This window comes from Nocardia sp. NPDC004340, from assembly GCF_053602575.1.
In genome coordinates, this window is record NZ_JBSGDW010000007.1 from 130,128 (window position 1) to 146,937 (window position 16,810).

13 protein-coding genes are annotated in these 16,810 nt (G+C 70.1%); 11 read left to right on the plus strand and 2 right to left on the minus strand.

Annotated features, from left to right (window positions below; all coding sequences use genetic code 11):
* The first annotated feature begins 86 nt into the window (after window positions 1-86).
* From ACWEOI_RS26035 to ACWEOI_RS26045, 3 genes are all read left to right on the plus strand, one after another.
* On the plus strand, window positions 87-515 hold the full coding sequence (locus tag ACWEOI_RS26035; RefSeq protein ID WP_452361301.1) for a DUF1707 SHOCT-like domain-containing protein: 429 nt from the start codon (window positions 87-89) through the stop codon (window positions 513-515).
* 89 nt (window positions 516-604) lie between these two features.
* Window positions 605-4,216, plus strand: a complete 3,612-nt coding sequence (gene smc, locus ACWEOI_RS26040) for a chromosome segregation protein SMC (protein ID WP_452361302.1) — start codon at window positions 605-607, stop codon at window positions 4,214-4,216.
* A gap of 93 nt (window positions 4,217-4,309) precedes the next feature.
* A complete protein-coding gene (locus tag ACWEOI_RS26045; RefSeq protein WP_452361303.1) occupies window positions 4,310-4,948 on the plus strand; it encodes an HAD family acid phosphatase in 639 nt (212 codons plus the stop codon).
* 31 nt (window positions 4,949-4,979) lie between these two features.
* Here ACWEOI_RS26045 and ACWEOI_RS26050 read toward each other — a convergent pair whose 3' ends face one another.
* Complete coding sequence (locus ACWEOI_RS26050; protein ID WP_433672003.1) at window positions 4,980-5,894, minus strand: NmrA family NAD(P)-binding protein; 915 nt, start codon at window positions 5,892-5,894, stop codon at window positions 4,980-4,982.
* 104 nt (window positions 5,895-5,998) lie between these two features.
* Between ACWEOI_RS26050 and ACWEOI_RS26055 the strand changes: the two genes are divergently transcribed.
* Window positions 5,999-6,769 carry a TetR/AcrR family transcriptional regulator gene (locus tag ACWEOI_RS26055; protein WP_452361304.1) on the plus strand — a complete coding sequence of 257 codons (771 nt, stop codon included), beginning with the start codon at window positions 5,999-6,001 and terminating at the stop codon, window positions 6,767-6,769.
* A gap of 315 nt (window positions 6,770-7,084) precedes the next feature.
* On the plus strand, window positions 7,085-7,828 hold the full coding sequence (locus ACWEOI_RS26060) for a hypothetical protein (RefSeq protein ID WP_452361305.1): 744 nt from the start codon (window positions 7,085-7,087) through the stop codon (window positions 7,826-7,828).
* A 16-nt stretch (window positions 7,829-7,844) separates the two neighbouring features.
* On the opposite strand, the gene ACWEOI_RS26065 is transcribed toward ACWEOI_RS26060, so the two are convergent.
* Window positions 7,845-8,234 carry a DUF2237 family protein gene (locus tag ACWEOI_RS26065; protein ID WP_326357779.1) on the minus strand — a complete coding sequence of 130 codons (390 nt, stop codon included), beginning with the start codon at window positions 8,232-8,234 and terminating at the stop codon, window positions 7,845-7,847.
* A 215-nt stretch (window positions 8,235-8,449) separates the two neighbouring features.
* Between ACWEOI_RS26065 and ftsY the strand changes: the two genes are divergently transcribed.
* From ftsY to ffh, 6 genes are all read left to right on the plus strand, one after another.
* Window positions 8,450-10,171 (plus strand): signal recognition particle-docking protein FtsY, encoded by a 1,722-nt coding sequence (gene ftsY / locus ACWEOI_RS26070; protein ID WP_452361306.1) that lies wholly within the window; start codon window positions 8,450-8,452, stop codon window positions 10,169-10,171.
* Between the two features lie 261 nt (window positions 10,172-10,432).
* Entirely contained in the window at window positions 10,433-11,737 is a 1,305-nt protein-coding gene (locus ACWEOI_RS26075; RefSeq protein WP_379278633.1) for an ammonium transporter, read from the plus strand.
* 5 nt (window positions 11,738-11,742) lie between these two features.
* Window positions 11,743-12,081, plus strand: coding sequence for a P-II family nitrogen regulator (locus tag ACWEOI_RS26080; protein WP_154787741.1), 339 nt, complete (start codon window positions 11,743-11,745; stop codon window positions 12,079-12,081).
* Window positions 12,082-12,192: 111 nt separating this feature from the next.
* The gene (locus ACWEOI_RS26085; RefSeq protein ID WP_433672007.1) at window positions 12,193-14,640 is read left to right on the plus strand and encodes a [protein-PII] uridylyltransferase; all 2,448 of its coding nucleotides are present in this window, start codon (window positions 12,193-12,195) and stop codon (window positions 14,638-14,640) included.
* A 188-nt stretch (window positions 14,641-14,828) separates the two neighbouring features.
* Complete coding sequence (locus tag ACWEOI_RS26090; protein ID WP_379278627.1) at window positions 14,829-15,137, plus strand: hypothetical protein; 309 nt, start codon at window positions 14,829-14,831, stop codon at window positions 15,135-15,137.
* A gap of 49 nt (window positions 15,138-15,186) precedes the next feature.
* Entirely contained in the window at window positions 15,187-16,761 is a 1,575-nt protein-coding gene (gene ffh, locus ACWEOI_RS26095; protein ID WP_452361307.1) for a signal recognition particle protein, read from the plus strand.
* The last annotated feature ends 49 nt before the right edge of the window (window positions 16,762-16,810 follow it).

A 16,810-nucleotide genomic window follows, 5' to 3' on the forward strand; every position in this document is an offset into this window, starting at 1 on the left:
CCCTTGAACATTCCAATGTGGAGGTTTATCCTGGATTTACGTTCCACAATGGAATATCCGGCAGCGCCCGACCGTTAAGGATCGATATGGACATCACCACCGGCACCCGCGCCTCCGACGCCGAGCGCGCCCAGATCGCCGATCTGCTGGGCCGCCACCTGTCCGAAGGCCGCCTGGACCTCGCCGAATACAACGACCGCCTCACCAGCGTCTACGCCACCGCTACCCGCGAAGACCTCCAGCTCGTCCTGCGGGACCTGCCGAAGCTCTCGAAGACCGTTGCCCCGCAGACCACTTCGCGCACCCGCCTCCCGCTCTGGCAGCGGATCGAGGGCAGCGCCTGGCTCGGCGTGAGCCTGCTGTGCCTGTTCATCTGGGCCGCGATCTCGGTGGCCGCAGGCGAATTCACCTACCCCTGGCCCATCTGGGTCATCGGCCCCTGGGGCGCGGTGCTGATCTTCCGTGTCGTCATGGGCTGGGAATCCACCGCCTGGAACCGCTACCGCGCCCGCTGACCCGCGACCCGGATCGCGTCGTGGCGCAGAAGGGACGCGGGGTCGGCATACTCGGGGCAATCTTCGGGGAACGGGTAGTCTGAGCCGCTGTGCACCTGAAGAGTCTGACGTTGAAGGGGTTCAAGTCCTTCGCGTCCGCGACGACGTTGCGATTGGAGCCGGGGATCACCTGCGTGGTGGGGCCCAACGGGTCGGGCAAGTCGAACGTCGTCGACGCGCTCACCTGGGTGATGGGTGAGCAGGGCGCGAAAGCGCTGCGGGGCGGGAAGATGCAGGATGTCATCTTCGCCGGCACCGCGGGCCGCGCCCCGCTCGGTCGTGCCGAAGTCACGCTGACCATCGACAACTCCGACGGGGTGCTGCCCATCGAGTACTCGGAAGTGTCGATCACCCGCCGCATGTTCCGCGACGGCGCCGGCGAGTACGAGATCAACGGCAACTCCTGCCGGTTGATGGACGTGCAGGAACTGCTGTCGGACTCCGGTATCGGCCGGGAGATGCACGTCATCGTCGGTCAGGGTCAGCTCTCGGCGATTCTGGAATCGCGGCCGGAGGATCGGCGGGCCTTCATCGAGGAGGCCGCGGGCGTGCTCAAGCACCGGCGGCGCAAGGAGAAGGCGGTCCGCAAGCTGGACGCCATGCAGGCCAATCTGGCCCGCCTCACCGACCTCACCACCGAACTGCGCAGGCAGCTCAAGCCGCTGGGCCGGCAGGCCGAGGTGGCGCGTCGCGCCGCGACCGTCCAGTCCGAACTGCGGGACGCCCGATTGCGGCTCGCCGCCGACGATCTGGTCAGCCGCCGCCGCGAACTCGAGAGCCAGCAGAGCAAGGAGGCCTACGCGCGTGAGCAGCACGTCACCGTGCAGGCCGAGCTCGACGCCGCCAATGCCGCACTGGCACAGCAGGAATTCGAGCTGTCCAAGCTGACCCCCAGCGCCGAGGCCGCCGCTCAGACCTGGTTCCAGCTGTCCGCGCTGACCGAACGCGTCAACGCCACTATCCGGATCGCGCGGGATCGCGCGCGCAACCTGACCATCGAGCAACCGACCGGCACCGGCCGGGATCCGGAACAGCTGGAGCGCGAAGCGGATCGGGTCGAGGCCGAAGAGGCCGAACTGCGCGAAGCCGTCGAAATCGCCACCGAGACGCTGGAAGCGGCCCGCGAGCAACTCTACGAACGCGAGCAGGCCGCCAAGGCCGCCGAGCAGGCGCACCTGGCCGCGGTCCGCGCCGTCGCCGACCGCCGCGAGGGCCTGGCCCGGCTCTCCGGCCAGGTCGACACCCTGCGCATCCGCGCCCAGTCCGTGGACGGCGAGGTGGCCCGCATGTCCACCGCCATCGCCGAGGCCCGCCGCCGCGGCGAGGACGCCAATGCCGAATTCGAGTCCGTGCAGGGCGAACTCAATGAACTCGACGCGGGCGAGGAAGGCCTCGACCACGCCTACGAGCACGCCGCCCAGGCCCTCGCGCTGGCCGACCAGCGCGTCACCGAACTGCGCGAACAGGACCGCGAGGCCGGCAAACGCGTCGCCTCCCTCACCGCCCGCATCGAAGCCCTCGCCATGGGCCTGCGCCGCAAGGACGGCGCGGCCTGGCTGCTCGAGCACCGCGCCGACGGACTGCTCGGCCCGCTGTCCGGCCTGATCCGCGTGCACGGCGGCTTCGAGTCCGCGGTCGCCGCGGCCCTGGGCCCGCTGGCCGACGCCGTGGCCGCCGACACCGGGCCCGCCGCGCACGCCGCGGTGCGCGCGCTCAAGGAGACCGACGGCGGCCGTGCCGCCCTGGTCTACGCCGACGCCGCGGCCCTGCCTGCGGCGCAGGCGAATTCACCCCTGCCCGGCTCGGCCCGCTGGCTCGCCGACGTGGTCGATTGCCCCGCCAACCTGCGCGGCGCGATCACCGCCCTCACCGCGGGCATCGCCGTCGCCGACGACCTCGCCACCGCCGCGCAGGTCATCGCCGCGCGCCCGGAACTGCGGGTGGTCACCCGCGACGGCGACATCACCGGCAGCGGCTGGCTGCTCGGCGGCTCCGACCGCGCCCCCAGCCAGCTCGAGGTGCAGGCCGACATCGATTCCGCCACGGCCGAATTGGCGTCCTGGCAGCGGCAGGCCGAGGAGCTGGAAGCCGCGCTCGCCGGGGCGCTGGCCGAGCAGACCGACCGCAAGGAAGCCGTCGACCACGCCCTGCTCGCCCTGCACGAATCCGACCAGGCCCTGGTCGCCATCTACGACCGGCTCGGCCGCCTCGGCCACGCCGCCCGCGGCGCCCAGCGCGAATGCGACCGGCTGCTGGCCCAGCGCGCCGACGCCGAGACCGGCCGCGAGGAAACCCTCGCCAAGCTCGCCGAACTCGAGGACCGGCTGCGCCACGCCGAGAACGAACAGGCCGACCTGGACCCGGAATCCGCAGGCACCGAGACCGCCGGGTACGCCCGCGAGGAGGCCGCCGCCGCCCTCGCCGAGGTCCGCTCCATGGAGGTCGAGGCCCGCCTGGCCGTGCGCACCGCCGAGGAACGCGCGGAATCGGTACGCGGCAAGGCCGATTCGCTGCGCCGCGCCGCCCGCGCCGAACGCGAGAACCGGGCCCGCGCCGAACGCGCCCACGCCGCCCGCCGCCAGGCCGCCGCGCTGGCCGCCGTGGTCGCGGCCTCCGCGGAGAAGATCGCCGCCGAACTCGAGCAGGTGGTGGCCCAGGCCGCCGTACGCCGCGACGAATTGGTGCGCCGCCGTGGCGAATACGCCGCCCAGGTCGATCAGACCAAGGAGCGTTCGCGCGCCCTGACCACCCAGCTCGCCCAGCTCACCGATGCCGTGCACCGCGACGAGGTGGCCCGCGCCCAGGCCGCGCTGCGCATCGAACAGGTCGAGACCACCATCTCCGAACAGTTCGGCGTCAGCCTCGACGACCTCATCGCCGAATACGGCCCCGACGTCCCCACGCCGCCCACCGCGCTGGAGATGATCGAGTACGAGCAGGCCCGCGAGCGCGGCGACACGGTCAGCGAACCGCAGCCCATGCCCTACGACCGCGCCACCCAGGAACGCCGTGCCAAGCGCGCCGAGAAGGACCTGGTCACCCTCGGCAAGGTGAATCCCCTTGCGCTGGAGGAGTTCGCGGCCCTCGAGGAGCGCTACACGTTCCTCAACACCCAGCTCGAGGACGTCAAGAAGGCCCGCCAGGACCTGCTCGACGTGGTCGCCGAGGTCGACGAGCGCATCCTGCAGGTCTTCACCGAGGCCTACGAGGACGTGGAACGCGAGTTCACCGGCGTCTTCGGCCGCCTGTTCCCCGGCGGTGAGGGGCGGCTGCTGCTCACCAATCCCGCGGACATGCTCACCACCGGCGTCGAGGTCGAGGCCCGCCCGCCGGGCAAGAAGGTCAAGCGGCTCTCGCTGCTCTCCGGTGGCGAGAAGTCCTTGGCCGCCGTCGCTTTCCTGGTGTCGATCTTCCGCGCCCGGCCCTCGCCCTTCTATGTGATGGACGAGGTCGAGGCCGCGCTGGACGACACCAACCTGCGCCGGCTCATCGGACTGTTCGAGCAGCTGCGGGAGAAGAGCCAGCTGATCGTGATCACCCATCAGAAGCCGACCATGGAGATCGCCGACGCCCTCTACGGCGTCAGCATGCGCGGTGACGGCATCACGCAGGTGATCTCGCAGCGGATGCGCGGGGAGAACCTGGTCGGCGCGACGTCGTAGATTCGCTACAGTGTCCCGCTCAGCGGGAATTCATCCCGATGTCGGAGTGAAACACCTGCGCGTCCCATTGCGTTGCCGCTAGCGTCCGGCCCCATGAAGCGCTCCATCGCCGTCCTGGCCGCCGGACTCTCCGTCGGACTCGCCGCTCCGCTCCCGATCGCCCTCGCCGACACCGGATCCGCCGGGTCCGGCTCGGGCACGGGATCCCTGTCCGGCTCCGGCGGCAGCAAGGCCGATCTGCCGCCCTACAGCCAGTGGATCAGCGACGTCACCACCGTCGCCAACGCCGCCCAGGCCTACCTGACCACCGCGCTGCCCGGCGTCACCAAGCCCGCCATCGTCCTCGACATCGACAACACCTCGCTCGAGACCAGCTACAACGCGGCGCCCATCACCCCGGCCATCCCGCCCATGCTGGCGCTGGCCAAGTGGGCGAAAAGCCAAGGCGCGTCGATCATCTTCGTGACCGGCCGCCCCTCGGTGATGAACATCTACACCCAGATCAACCTGACCACGGTCGGCTACCCGGTCGACGGCCTCTACGGCGGCGGCCTCACCACCGGCTCCGCGGGCGCGGGCGCGCTCGCCGACTACAAGACCGCCACCCGCGCCTCGATCGAGGCCCAGGGCTACACCATCGTCGCCAATATCGGCAACAGCGCCTCCGATCTGTCCGGCGGCCACGCCCAGCAGACCTTCAAGCTGCCCGACTACAACGGCGCGCTGAACTGATCCACCCGGACCCCGATCGAGCGCGCGCTCGTCAATCCAGCAGCGACTTCAACCGCGCCGCACCGGATTCGGCGAGCCACGCCTCGAAAGTCCGCAACCCGGGATGGATCTCGCGGACCGCCGGGATATCGGCGTGCCAGCCCCGGCCCTCCCGGGACAGCCGCCAGACCACACCGACCTCGGGGCCCATGGCCTCGGCGTCGGCCTGCGACGCCTCCACGTAACGGACCTGGTGGCCGGTCGCGGCGGTGATGGCCGCCGCGGCCTCGGTCATGGTGAGCGCGTCACCGGCCAACTCCAGGACCTCGCCGTGGAAGCGGGCCGGATCGTCGAAGGCCAGCTGCGCGATCACCGCGATGTCCTCGATCGCGATGGACTGGACCGGCTTGTCGGCCGGGAACAGATGCCGGTGTACGCCGTCGTTGATGCCGTCCACCGGGAAACCCTGCATGAGGTAGTTCTCCATGAACCGGGCCGGACGCAGGATCGTCCAGTGCAGGCCGCTCGCGCGCAGCGCCTCTTCCACCCGGCGTTTGCCCTGCGCACCCCACTGGCCGTCCTCGGTCAGCGAGGCGACGGTCGTGAACACGATGTACTCGACGCCGGCCGCGGCCGCCGCGTCGAGGAAAGCGTCGCCGCGCGCGACCTCCAGGCCGACATCCCAGCCCTCGGGGCCGAAGGCGGCCGGCGGCACCAGGAATGCCGCACCCACACCCGCCAGCGCCGGGGCCAGGGTCTCGGGCCGGTCGAAGTCGCCGACGGCGAGCTCCGCGCCCGCCGCGGCGAGGGCCTGCGCCGCAGCCGATTCCGGATCACGCACCAGGACACGCACCGACCGGCCGGTGTCGAGCAACCGGCGCGCGGTGACGCCACCCTGCTTGCCGGTCGCGCCGGTCACCAGGATCAGGTCGTTCCGAGAGGACGCCAGATTCTTCCGAGAAGACATTCTCATCCGTTCGTTCGGTAGTATTCGGGTCGGTCGACCCGGATAAGAACGCTAGGACCACCGCGTTTCCATTGGCCAGCACCGGAAAGGACGCGCGTAACGAAATGTCCGCACCCACCACCAGCCTCGCCCCCCATGCCCGCGCCGACGCGCGCCGCAATCGCGCCCTGGTCCTGGCCGCCGCCCAGCGCGCTCTCGCCGACGGCGGGCTCGCGGTCTCCCTGGCCGAGGTGGCCCGCCGCGCCGGGGTCGGCGCGGGCACCGTGTACCGCCATTTCCCCACCAAGACCGCGCTGCTGGAAGCCGTTATGCAGCAACGCATCGACCGGCTCACCGGTCTGGGCCACCGGTTGCGCGACGCCCCCGACGCGGGGGCCGCCTTCTTCGGGTTCTGCACCGAGGTCATCACCTCCAGCCATCGCAACCAGGCGGTGTGCGACATGGTCAACAATGACGGCTGGCCGCGGGAACTGGTGCGCGACGCCGGAGCCCGTTTCCACGCCGTCCTCGGCGACCTGCTCACCGCCGCCCAGCGCCAGGGCTCCGTCCGCGTCGACCTCACCGTTCCCGACGTCCTCGCCCTGTTCACGGGATGTGTTGCGATCCAACGTCTGTCCCCGGACCGCGAACTGTCCCGCCCCGCCGCCCTGGTCCTGGACGCCATGCGCGCCCGGCCCCCGGCGCAGTCCGTAACGAAACGCGGGAACACGATCGCCGCCCGTGACGAAACGGCCATCCGTGACGAAACCCCGGCCCCGCACTGCCCGATCTGCGCCACCCCGATCCGGCCGACCGGCACCGGCCGCCCCGCCCGCTATTGTTCGGCAGCCTGCCGGCAGAAGGCCCACCGCCGCCGCCACGCGGTGCCCGCCTGACCTCACCGCCCGGCCCCCGATGAAAGCCGTTGGGGCCCTTCGTGACCTGCGTGTGCCCAAACGGATGCGAAGGTGTGACGAGGGGGTCTAATCGGTGAAAAATACTGGTAGAAGGCCATATCCGGCGTTGCGGTATGCCCCCCCGAACCGCCGGCGGGGCAGTACGCTCCCTGCGTGGTTTGGGTGTCGGCCGCGGCGTTCGGTGCCGCATGGTGGCTCGGTTTGTATCTATTGGCGCGGGATCCGCGAAAGCTGTTGTTACGCAGAGCGGCAATCGGATTGCTGGCGTTCGCTGCCGCGGTGGTGGCGGATCGGATGGCAGGGGGAAGTCCCTGGTTCGACGGTGTGCGCATCGTGCTGGTGTGCGCACCGGTACTGGCCTTCAGCGGTGTCTTCGTGCGGCTGCTGCCCGCCGGGGTGGAACGAGTCGACCGCTGGTGGCGGGTCGGGCTGGTGCCGCTGTGCGCGGTGCTGGCCATGCCCGCCGCGGGCGGTTTCCTGCCCGCGGGCTACGTGCTCGGCGCGGTCACCCTGCTGGCCCTGCTCGGCACCATGCTGGCCATGCTCGGCCAGCAGGCCGAATGGTCCGAGGACTCACGGCGTTCCGCGGCCGGGCTGCTCACCGTGGGCGCGCTGCTGCTCGGGATGAGCGCGGCGCTCATCCTGCTCGGGTTCAACGTGCTGCCCAGCACGGCCATGCTGTCGGTGACCGCCGCCGACCTGGTGGTGCTGGGCCTGGGGATCGCGGTGCTCGACGCCTACGACGAGGGTGAGGCGCTGCGCGCGGACATGACCCACTCGCTGGTCATCTCGGCGGCCACCGCGGCCGTGTTCGGCGGCCAGGCGGCGCTCACCCTGGCTCTGGCGGGGGAGCGGCCCGCGCTGGTGGCGCTGTTCTTCGGGGCCATCGCCGGTTCCATCACCCTGCAGGTGCTCAACGGCCCGCTGCACGCGGGCGCGGACCGGGTGGCGTTCGCCTCCGATCCGCGCCTGTTCGCGGCCCGCGTCGAATTGCGCAGCGCCACCGAGGCTTTACTGCGCAAGGGCGCCGACGACTAGAGCGGGGCGCTGACGACTAGAGCAGGTCGCTGACGTCGTCGGGGACGTCGACGGCGTATTTGCGCAGCGTCTCCATGGGCACCACCTCGAGGGCGTTCTCATGGGTGGCGGCCAGCACCACAGGTGCGGCCACCCCGTCCTCGTGGGCGTGCAGCCAGCGCACGGCCACCACGCACCAGCGGTCGCCCGGTTGGAGGCCGGGGAAGTTGTTCTCCGGCCGTGGGGTGACGAGGTCGTTGCCGATCGACTTCTGGTGCTCCAGGAATTCCGCGGTCACCACCGTGCAGACGGTGTGGCTACCCAAATCCTCGGGACCGGTGCTGCAGCATCCGTCCCGGTAGAAGCCGGTGAGAGGATCGGTGCCACACTCCTCCAGCGGTCCCCCAAGCACATTTCGATCGGTCACGTCGCCGATCCTATTGTCTCGGTGTCGCATTCGCCGCTCCTTCCGCACTGTGGCACGTAGTCGGGCAGACCGGTTGGTAGATGGTCGGATTTTCGGACCAAACCCCGGCGTGTCGCTGCATCCCACGGCCCCGTCGTGTGATATCGACCACGGCCCCCGACGCGACGGTAGGTGCGTGAATCCGACATGGCAACCACCTCTGAAAGGATGGGGATGTGACGACTGCAGAAGTTTGGATTCTCATCGCCGCCATCGCGGCGGTGCTGCTCGTGGCGCTGGTTGCCGGATATGCCCTGAACAAGCGCCGCCGGATCTCGCTGACCCCCGAGGTCACCGAGTCCAAGGAGCTGACCGACAGGTCCGGCGGATACCAGGCCGCGAGCGGATTCAGCTTCAGCCAGGGCACCGCCGCGCCCGAACGCGAGCAGGTCCCGGCCACCAAGGACAAACCGGTGCCGCTCCCGCCCGAGCGCACCGACGACGAGGGCCAGCCGCACATCGGCGACGACGCGGCCGTTCCGCGCGACTCCGGCAAGCGCAGCATCCACGAAGTGCGCCTCCCGGAACCTGTCCAGGGGCCCGAACCCGCCCCGGCCGCGGAGACCGTCACACCCGACGCGGACGACCCCGCGACCGCGGTCGACACCACCACGAGCGCCGCCGCGACTGAGGCCGACACGACCGCGAGCGCCGCCGCGGAGACCGCTCCCACCGACGCGGCAGTCACGCCCGCCACCGATGCCCCCGCCGAGTCGGAGGACGACGCGGCCCGCGCCGCGGCGGTCGAGGCCGCCGAAGCCGCCGGGGAGATCGCCGCGGGCAAGGCCGCCGGTGATGTCGCCGAGCAGCCCCTCTCGCAGGAGGCCGCGGCCGAGGAGGCCGCCGAGGCCGCTGTCGCCGCCGCCGAGATCGCGGCGGGCGCCGAGGCCGCCGTCGCCGCCCACGCCGGTGCGCACGCCCCCGCGGCCGCCGCTCCGGCCGAGCCCGCCACCGCGGCTCCCGCGATCGCCGAGATCGAACCCACCGCGGGCCGTCTCACCAAGCTGCGCGGCCGCCTGTCCCGTTCCCAGAACGCCGTCGGCAAGTCCCTGCTGGGCCTGCTCGGCGGCGGCGATCTGGACGAGGACTCGTGGGAGGAGATCGAGGACACCCTCGTCATGGCCGACCTGGGCACCGCCAGCACCGCCGCCATCGTGGAGCGTCTGCGCGAGGAGATGGCCGGGCGCAGCGTCCGCACCGCCGCCGACGCCCGCGCCCTGCTGCGCGAGGTGCTCGTCGACGCGCTACGTCCGGAGCTCGATCGCTCCATCCGCGCGTTGCCGCACGCCGATCACCCGTCGATCCTGCTGGTCGTGGGAGTGAACGGCACCGGAAAGACCACCACCACCGGCAAATTGGCGCGCGTGCTGGTCGCCGACGGCCGCCGCGTGCTGCTGGGCGCGGCCGACACCTTCCGGGCCGCGGCCGCCGATCAGCTGCAGACCTGGGGTGAGCGCGTGGGCGCGGAGACCGTGCGCGGCAAGGAGGGCGCGGACCCCGCGGCCGTCGCGTTCGACGCGGTGTCCGCCGGTATCGATCGCGGCGTGGACGTGGTGCTCATCGACACCGCGGGCCGCCTGCACACCAAGACCGGCCTGATGGACGAGCTGGGCAAGGTCAAGCGCGTGGTCGAGAAGAAGGCCGCCGTCGACGAGGTCATCCTGGTGCTGGACTCCACGGTCGGCCAGAACGGTCTGATGCAGGCGCGGGTCTTCGCCGACGTCGTGGACATCACCGGCGTGGCGCTGACCAAGCTGGACGGAACCGCCAAGGGCGGCATCGTGTTCCAGGTGCAGCATGAGCTGGGCGTACCGGTCAAACTGGTCGGTTTGGGTGAGGGCACGGATGATCTTGCTCCCTTCGAACCCGGCGCCTTCGTCGACGCCCTGCTGGGTTAACCCCCACTGAACTGCATCGATATCGAAACCAACATCATCCTCACAATGTCGTCGTAACAGTGGTGCGGGACCGGAAACGTGACCGCAACACTGCAATCTCATCCGTTCACCTACGCGAAACGCCGCAGGATCACGGAGGAAACACCGACTGACGAATCTCATTGCAGGCTTATGCGCAGGTTGCTGCGGGGCCAGAGATGAGGAGGACAAAAGGTGGCGTTTCCCGTAATCGGTGCAGCCGACACCGGCGACACCGCATGGATGCTGGCCAGTTCAGCACTCGTGCTTCTGATGACACCCGGTTTGGCGTTTTTCTACGGCGGTATGGTCCGCTCGAAGAACGTCCTGAACATGATCATGATGAGCATCGCCTCGATGGGCGTGATCACTGTTCTATGGGCGCTGTACGGCTTCTCCGTCGCCTTCGGTGACGACAAGGGCAGCCTGATCGGCAACCCGACCCAGTACTTCGGGCTGAAGTCGCTGTTCGGTGGCACCTACCTGGCCAGCAGCACCGACCAGACGATCAAGTCGGCCATCCCCCTGGCGGGAACCGTGCCGGCGACGGTCTTCGTGGCCTTCCAGCTCATGTTCGCGATCATCACCGTCGCCCTGATCTCCGGTGCGGTTGCCGACCGCCTGAAGTTCGGGTCGTGGGTGCTGTTCTCGGCCGTGTGGGCCACCGTGGTCTACTTCCCGGTCGCGCACTGGGTCTTCGCCTTCGACGGCGTCACCGGTGAGCACGGCGGCTGGATCGCCAACAAGCTGAAGGCGATCGACTTCGCCGGCGGTACCGCGGTCCACATCAACGCCGGTGTCGCGGGCCTCGTCCTGGCGATCGTGCTCGGCAAGCGCAAGGGCTGGCCGAAGACCCCGATGCGTCCGCACAACCTGCCGTTCGTGATGCTCGGCGCCGGTCTGCTGTGGTTCGGCTGGTACGGCTTCAACGCCGGTTCGGCGGTCGGCTCCAACGGCATCGCGGGCGCCACCTTCGTCACCACCACCGTCGCCACCGGCGCCGCCATGCTCGCCTGGCTGCTCGTGGAGAAGATCCGCGACGGTCACGCCACCTCCCTGGGCGCCGCCTCGGGCATCGTGGCCGGTCTGGTCGCCATCACCCCCTCCTGCTCCTCGGTCAACGTGATCGGCGCGCTCGCCATCGGTGTGGTCGCCGGTGTGCTCTGTGCTCTCGCGGTGGGCCTGAAGTTCAAGTTCGGCTTCGACGACTCGCTCGACGTGGTCGGCGTCCACCTGGTCGGCGGTATCGCGGGCACCCTGATGGTCGGCCTGGTCGCCGCCCCCGAGGCTCCGGCCGCGGTCAAGGGTCTGTTCTACGGCGGCGGCTTCGATCAGCTGATCAAGCAGGCCGTGGGAGCCGGTGCGGTGCTTGCCTTCTCGGGCATCGCGACCCTGATCATCGCGCTCGCCATCAAGTACACCATCGGTCTCCGGGTGAACGAGGAAGCCGAGTTCCAGGGCTTGGATGAGTCCGAGCACGCAGAATCGGCATACGATTTCGCTGCTGTGAGTGGTGCGGCGCGCACCGCCGCCGTCAAGGAGGCATGACGAACATGAAACTGATCACTGCGATCGTGAAGCCGTTCACCCTGGAGGACGTGAAGACCGGCCTGGAGCAGGCGGGCGTGCTCGGCATGACCGTCAGCGAAGTGCAGGGCTACGGTCGCCAGAAGGGCCACACCGAGGTCTACCGCGGTGCCGAGTACTCGGTGGATTTCGTCCCGAAGGTCCGGGTCGAGGTTGTGGTGGACGACGCCTCCGTCGACAAGGTCGTCGAGGTCATCGTCGAAGCCGCCCGCACCGGCAAGATCGGCGACGGCAAGGTCTGGGTCACCCCGGTCGACACCATCGTCCGGGTGCGCACCGGCGAACGCGGTTCCGACGCTCTGTAATTCGAGCGGGATCCCCGTGGCGGCCCCGGCCCCGTCGGTGTCGAAACCGGCGGTGACGGGGCCGTCCCCGTGCCGGGGCGGCGAAGTGAATTGAATCGAGAGGGGCGGGTTGTGGGTTTCCAGCAGGAACGCGATGACAAGGCCGAGGACACCAAGGTCTCCGGCGGCGCCTCGGACCTGGTCCGGGCCCGCAACCAGTTGCTGGCCGAGCACGGCTCGAACGGCCGCGCCGTCCGGCTCGACGCCGAGGCCCTGCGCGAGGCCCTGGTGGATCTCTACGACCTGTGGCTGACCACCAAGGGCCACGAGGTCGGCATCACCGCTGACAGCGGGCTCGCCCTGGTCGCGGTGGGCGGGCTGGGCCGCCGGGAGATGCTGCCCTACTCCGACCTGGATCTGGTGCTGCTCTACGACGACGTCGACCCCGCCCGGGTCGCCGAGGTCGCCGATCAGCTCTGGTATCCGTTGTGGGACGCCCACATCAAGCTCGATCACAGCGTGCGCACCGTCCCGCAGGCGCTGCGCGTGGCCGCCGACGATCTCACCGCCGGCCTCGGCATGCTCGAGGCCCGGCACATCGTCGGCGACGACGGATTGAGCAACCTGCTCATCGGCGGCGTGCGCCGGGACTGGCGGGCCGGGATCCGGTCCCGTTTCGACGCCCTGATCGAACAGGCCCAGACCCGTTGGCGCCGGAGCGGAGACGTCGCCCACCGCGCCGAACCCGATCTCAAGAACGGGCGCGGCGGACTGCGGGACATCCAATTGCTGGACGCCCTCGCCATCGCACAACTGACCGACGCCATGCCGGGGCTCGGTCCGGAAGTGCCGGGCGGGGGGCTGAAGCAGGCGCACCGCCGCCTGCTCGATGTACGCACCGAGCTGCATCGGGTGGCGGGCCGCGCCCGCGACCAGCTGCGGGCCCAGGACGCCGACGAGATCGGGGCGGCCCTGCGGATCGGTGACCGCTTCGATCTGGCCCGCACGCTCAGCGACGCGGCCCGAACCATCGGCTACTCCACCGATGTCGGGCTGCGGACCGCCGGGAACGCGCTGCCCCGCCGCGGGCTCGCGCGCTTGCGCCGTGTTCCGGTGCGCCGACCACTCGATGAGGGGGTGGTCGAGCATTCCGGAGAAGTGGTGCTCGCCCGCGATGCCCGCCCGCAGCGCGATCCCGGCCTGATCCTGCGGGTGGCCGCGGCGTCGGCACAGACCGGGCTGCCGATGTCGGCCACCACCCTCAACCGGCTCGGCGAGGACGCGCCCGAACTCCGCGAGCCGTGGCCCAAGGAAGCGCTCAACGACCTGCTGGTGCTGCTGGGCGCGGGCCGCGGCAGCGTCGACGCCGTCGAGGCCCTGGACCGAACGGGCTTGTGGGGCAGGCTGTTTCCGGAATGGGGTGTGGTGCGCGACCTGCCGCCGCGCGACGCCATGCACACCTGGACCGTGGACCGCCACCTGATGGAGACCGTCGCCCAGGCCGGGGCGCTGTCCACCCGCGTCTCCCGCCCGGACCTGCTGCTGCTGGGCGCGCTGCTGCACGATATCGGCAAGGGCCGCACCGAGGATCACAGCTTGGTCGGCGCGGAACTGGCCGTGTCGATCGGAAATCGCCTGGGGCTGTGGCCTTCCGACGTGCAGACGCTGGCCGCCATGGTGCGTCACCACCTGCTGCTGCCCGATACCGCCACGCGCCGCGACACGTCCGACCCCGACACCGTGAAGATGGTGATCGACGCCCTCGACGGCGACCCGCATCTGCTGGAGCTGCTGGCCGCGCTGGCCGAGGCCGACGCGCTGGCCACCGGGCCCGGGGTGTGGAACGACTGGAAGGCCTCGCTGATCGGCGATCTGGTCCGCAACTGCCGCCACGCCATGGCGGGCGACCCGCTGCCGGAGCCGACCCCGATCCCCGAGGAACTGCATGCCCGCGCGAAATCCGGTGGCGTGCACGTGGATCTGAAGCCGGGGGACGGGCGCTACCACCACGTGGTCACCGTGGTCGCCCCGGACAGTCCGGGACTGCTGTCGGAGGCCGCGGGCGTGCTGGCCGTGCATTCGCTGCGCGTGTTGTCGGCCGAGCTGGCCAGTGTGGGCGAGGCGGCCATCGACACCTTCGTGGTGGCCCCGCGGTTCGGTGATCCGCCGGACGCCGGTCTGCTGCGGCAGGAGCTGATCCGCGCCATCAACGGCGATCTGGATCTGGCGTCGGTGCTGGCCCGCAAGGAGCGCGACGCGGTCGGCACCCAGCCGAGTCCGTTCGCGCAGGCGCGGCCGCGGGTGTTCTGGCACGAGACCGCCGAGCCGGGGCGGGTGTTGCTGGAATTGCGAGCCGAGGACCGGATCGGGTTGCTGAACCGGTTGGCCGCCGCGCTGGCCGAATCGGGGGTGAACGTGTCGTGGGCGAAGGTGGTGACCCTGGGTTCCGCGGTCGTCGACACGTTCTGCCTGGATCTGGGCGATACCGACACGCCCGGGCGGCGAGCCGAGATCTCGGCGGCGGTGCTCGCGGTGGTGCCGCCGCAACAACCGAAGAAATCGCCTGAATCGGACAGCTGAAACGGATCTTCCAGCGGTTTTCCGGTTGGAGACCAGGCGACGGGAGTAACTGGCAAACCAGGCGTTTGCCAGTTGATCAGAATGTTGCAGGAGATTTGCTGTAAGGCGGCCGAGTGACCGGTGTCACACCCTAGTATTCCGCGTGCACGTGTTCAGTCACGAGTCGCGAGCACGAGGGGAGTGAGTCGGTGGCAATCGAAGTCGTTTCCGCGTCGATGATGACAAGCGATCTGACCGCGCACATCGCCCGCTGTGTCGGTGGCGACCGCTGGGTGGTCTCCTGGCTGCCCGGCCGGACCCTCACCGGGCAGCAGGCCGTGACAGCCATGACCATCGCCTCCGCCGTCACCGGCGAGAGCCCGTCGGACGCCGGCTGGGCGATCCTCGACGGGCTCGCCCTGGAGCTGGGCCTCACCGCCCGCGAGGCGGTCGGCATGGTTGCCATCGAGAAGCACGACCTGCACCGCCCTGGCCCCCGCCCGCGGTCGCTCGAATAACCACTACCCTGGTATCTCGAGTGAACGTCCCTCGAGATCAGGAGCATCGGTGTTCGAATCCCTTTCCGACCGGTTGGCCGGTGCCCTCAAGGATCTGCGTGGCAAGGGACGCCTGTCGCCGGCGGACATCGACGCGACCGCTCGTGAGATCCGCCTGGCGCTGCTCGAGGCCGACGTCGCGCTGCCCGTGGTGCGCGGCTTCATCGCCAATGTCAAGGAGCGCGCCAAGGGCGCGGAAGTCTCCGCGGCGCTGAATCCCGCGCAGCAGATCGTCAAGATCGTCAACGACGAGCTCATCAAGATCCTCGGCGGCGAGACCCGGCGGCTGCGCCTGGCCAAGAACCCGCCCACGGTCATCATGCTGGCCGGTCTGCAGGGTGCCGGTAAGACCACCCTCGCGGGCAAGCTCGCCAAACACCTGAAGGGGCAGGGTCATACGCCGCTGCTGGTCGCGTGTGACCTTCAGCGTCCGGGCGCGGTCACCCAGCTGCAGGTGGTCGGCGAGCGGGCCGGGGTGCCGGTCTTCGCGCCGCACCCGGGCACCTCCATCGGCGGCGGCGAGAACCCGCTGGGCGTCTCGGCGTCCGATCCGGTCGACGTCGCGCGCGCCGGTATCGAGGAGGCCAAGGCCAAGCAGTACGACGTGGTCATCGTCGACACCGCCGGTCGCCTCGGCATCGACGAGGAGCTCATGCGGCAGGCCGCGGGCATCCGCGACGCCGTCAACCCCGACGAGACCCTGTTCGTCCTCGACGCCATGATCGGTCAGGACGCGGTCTCCACCGCCGAGGCCTTCCGCGACGGCGTCGGCTTCACCGGTGTCGTGCTCACCAAGCTCGACGGTGACGCCCGCGGTGGTGCGGCGCTGTCGGTGCGTGAGATCACCGGCCAGCCCATCCTTTTCGCCTCCACCGGTGAGAAGCTCGAGGACTTCGACGTCTTCCACCCCGACCGCATGGCCTCGCGCATCCTCGGCATGGGTGACCTGCTCACCCTGATCGAGCAGGCCGAGCAGGTCTACGACGCCAAGCAGGCCGAGGAGGCCGCCCGCAAGATCGGCTCCGGCGAGCTGACCCTCGAGGACTTCCTCGAGCAGATGCTGGCCATCCGCAAGATGGGCCCGATCGGCAACCTGCTGGGCATGCTGCCGGGCGCGGGCCAGATGAAAGACGTGCTCGCGCAGGTCGACGACAAGCAGCTCGACCGCGTGCAGGCCATCATCCGCGGCATGACCCCCGCCGAGCGCGCCAACCCGAAGATCATCAACGCCTCCCGCCGCCTGCGCATCGCCAACGGCTCGGGTGTCGCGGTCTCCGACGTCAACCAGCTCGTGGACCGCTTCTTCGAAGCGAAGAAGATGATGGGTGCGATGAGCCGCCAGTTCGGTTTCCCCGGCGGCAACCGGGGCGGCAAGAACACCAAGAAGGGCGGCAAGAAGGGCAAGAAGGGCGGACGCGGCCCGACCCCGCCCAAGGTGCGCGGCGGCTTCCCCGGCATGCCCGGCCTCCCGGGCGGCATGCCCGGCGGCATGCCGGACCTGTCCAACCTCCCGGCCGGCCTCAACGAGCTGCCCCCGGGCCTCGAGGGCTTCGACCTCAGCAAGCTGAACTTCCCCAAGAACTGACGCGATAACCGCGGGCTCCGCGTCGCCGTGTGCGGTGCCCGGATCGTCG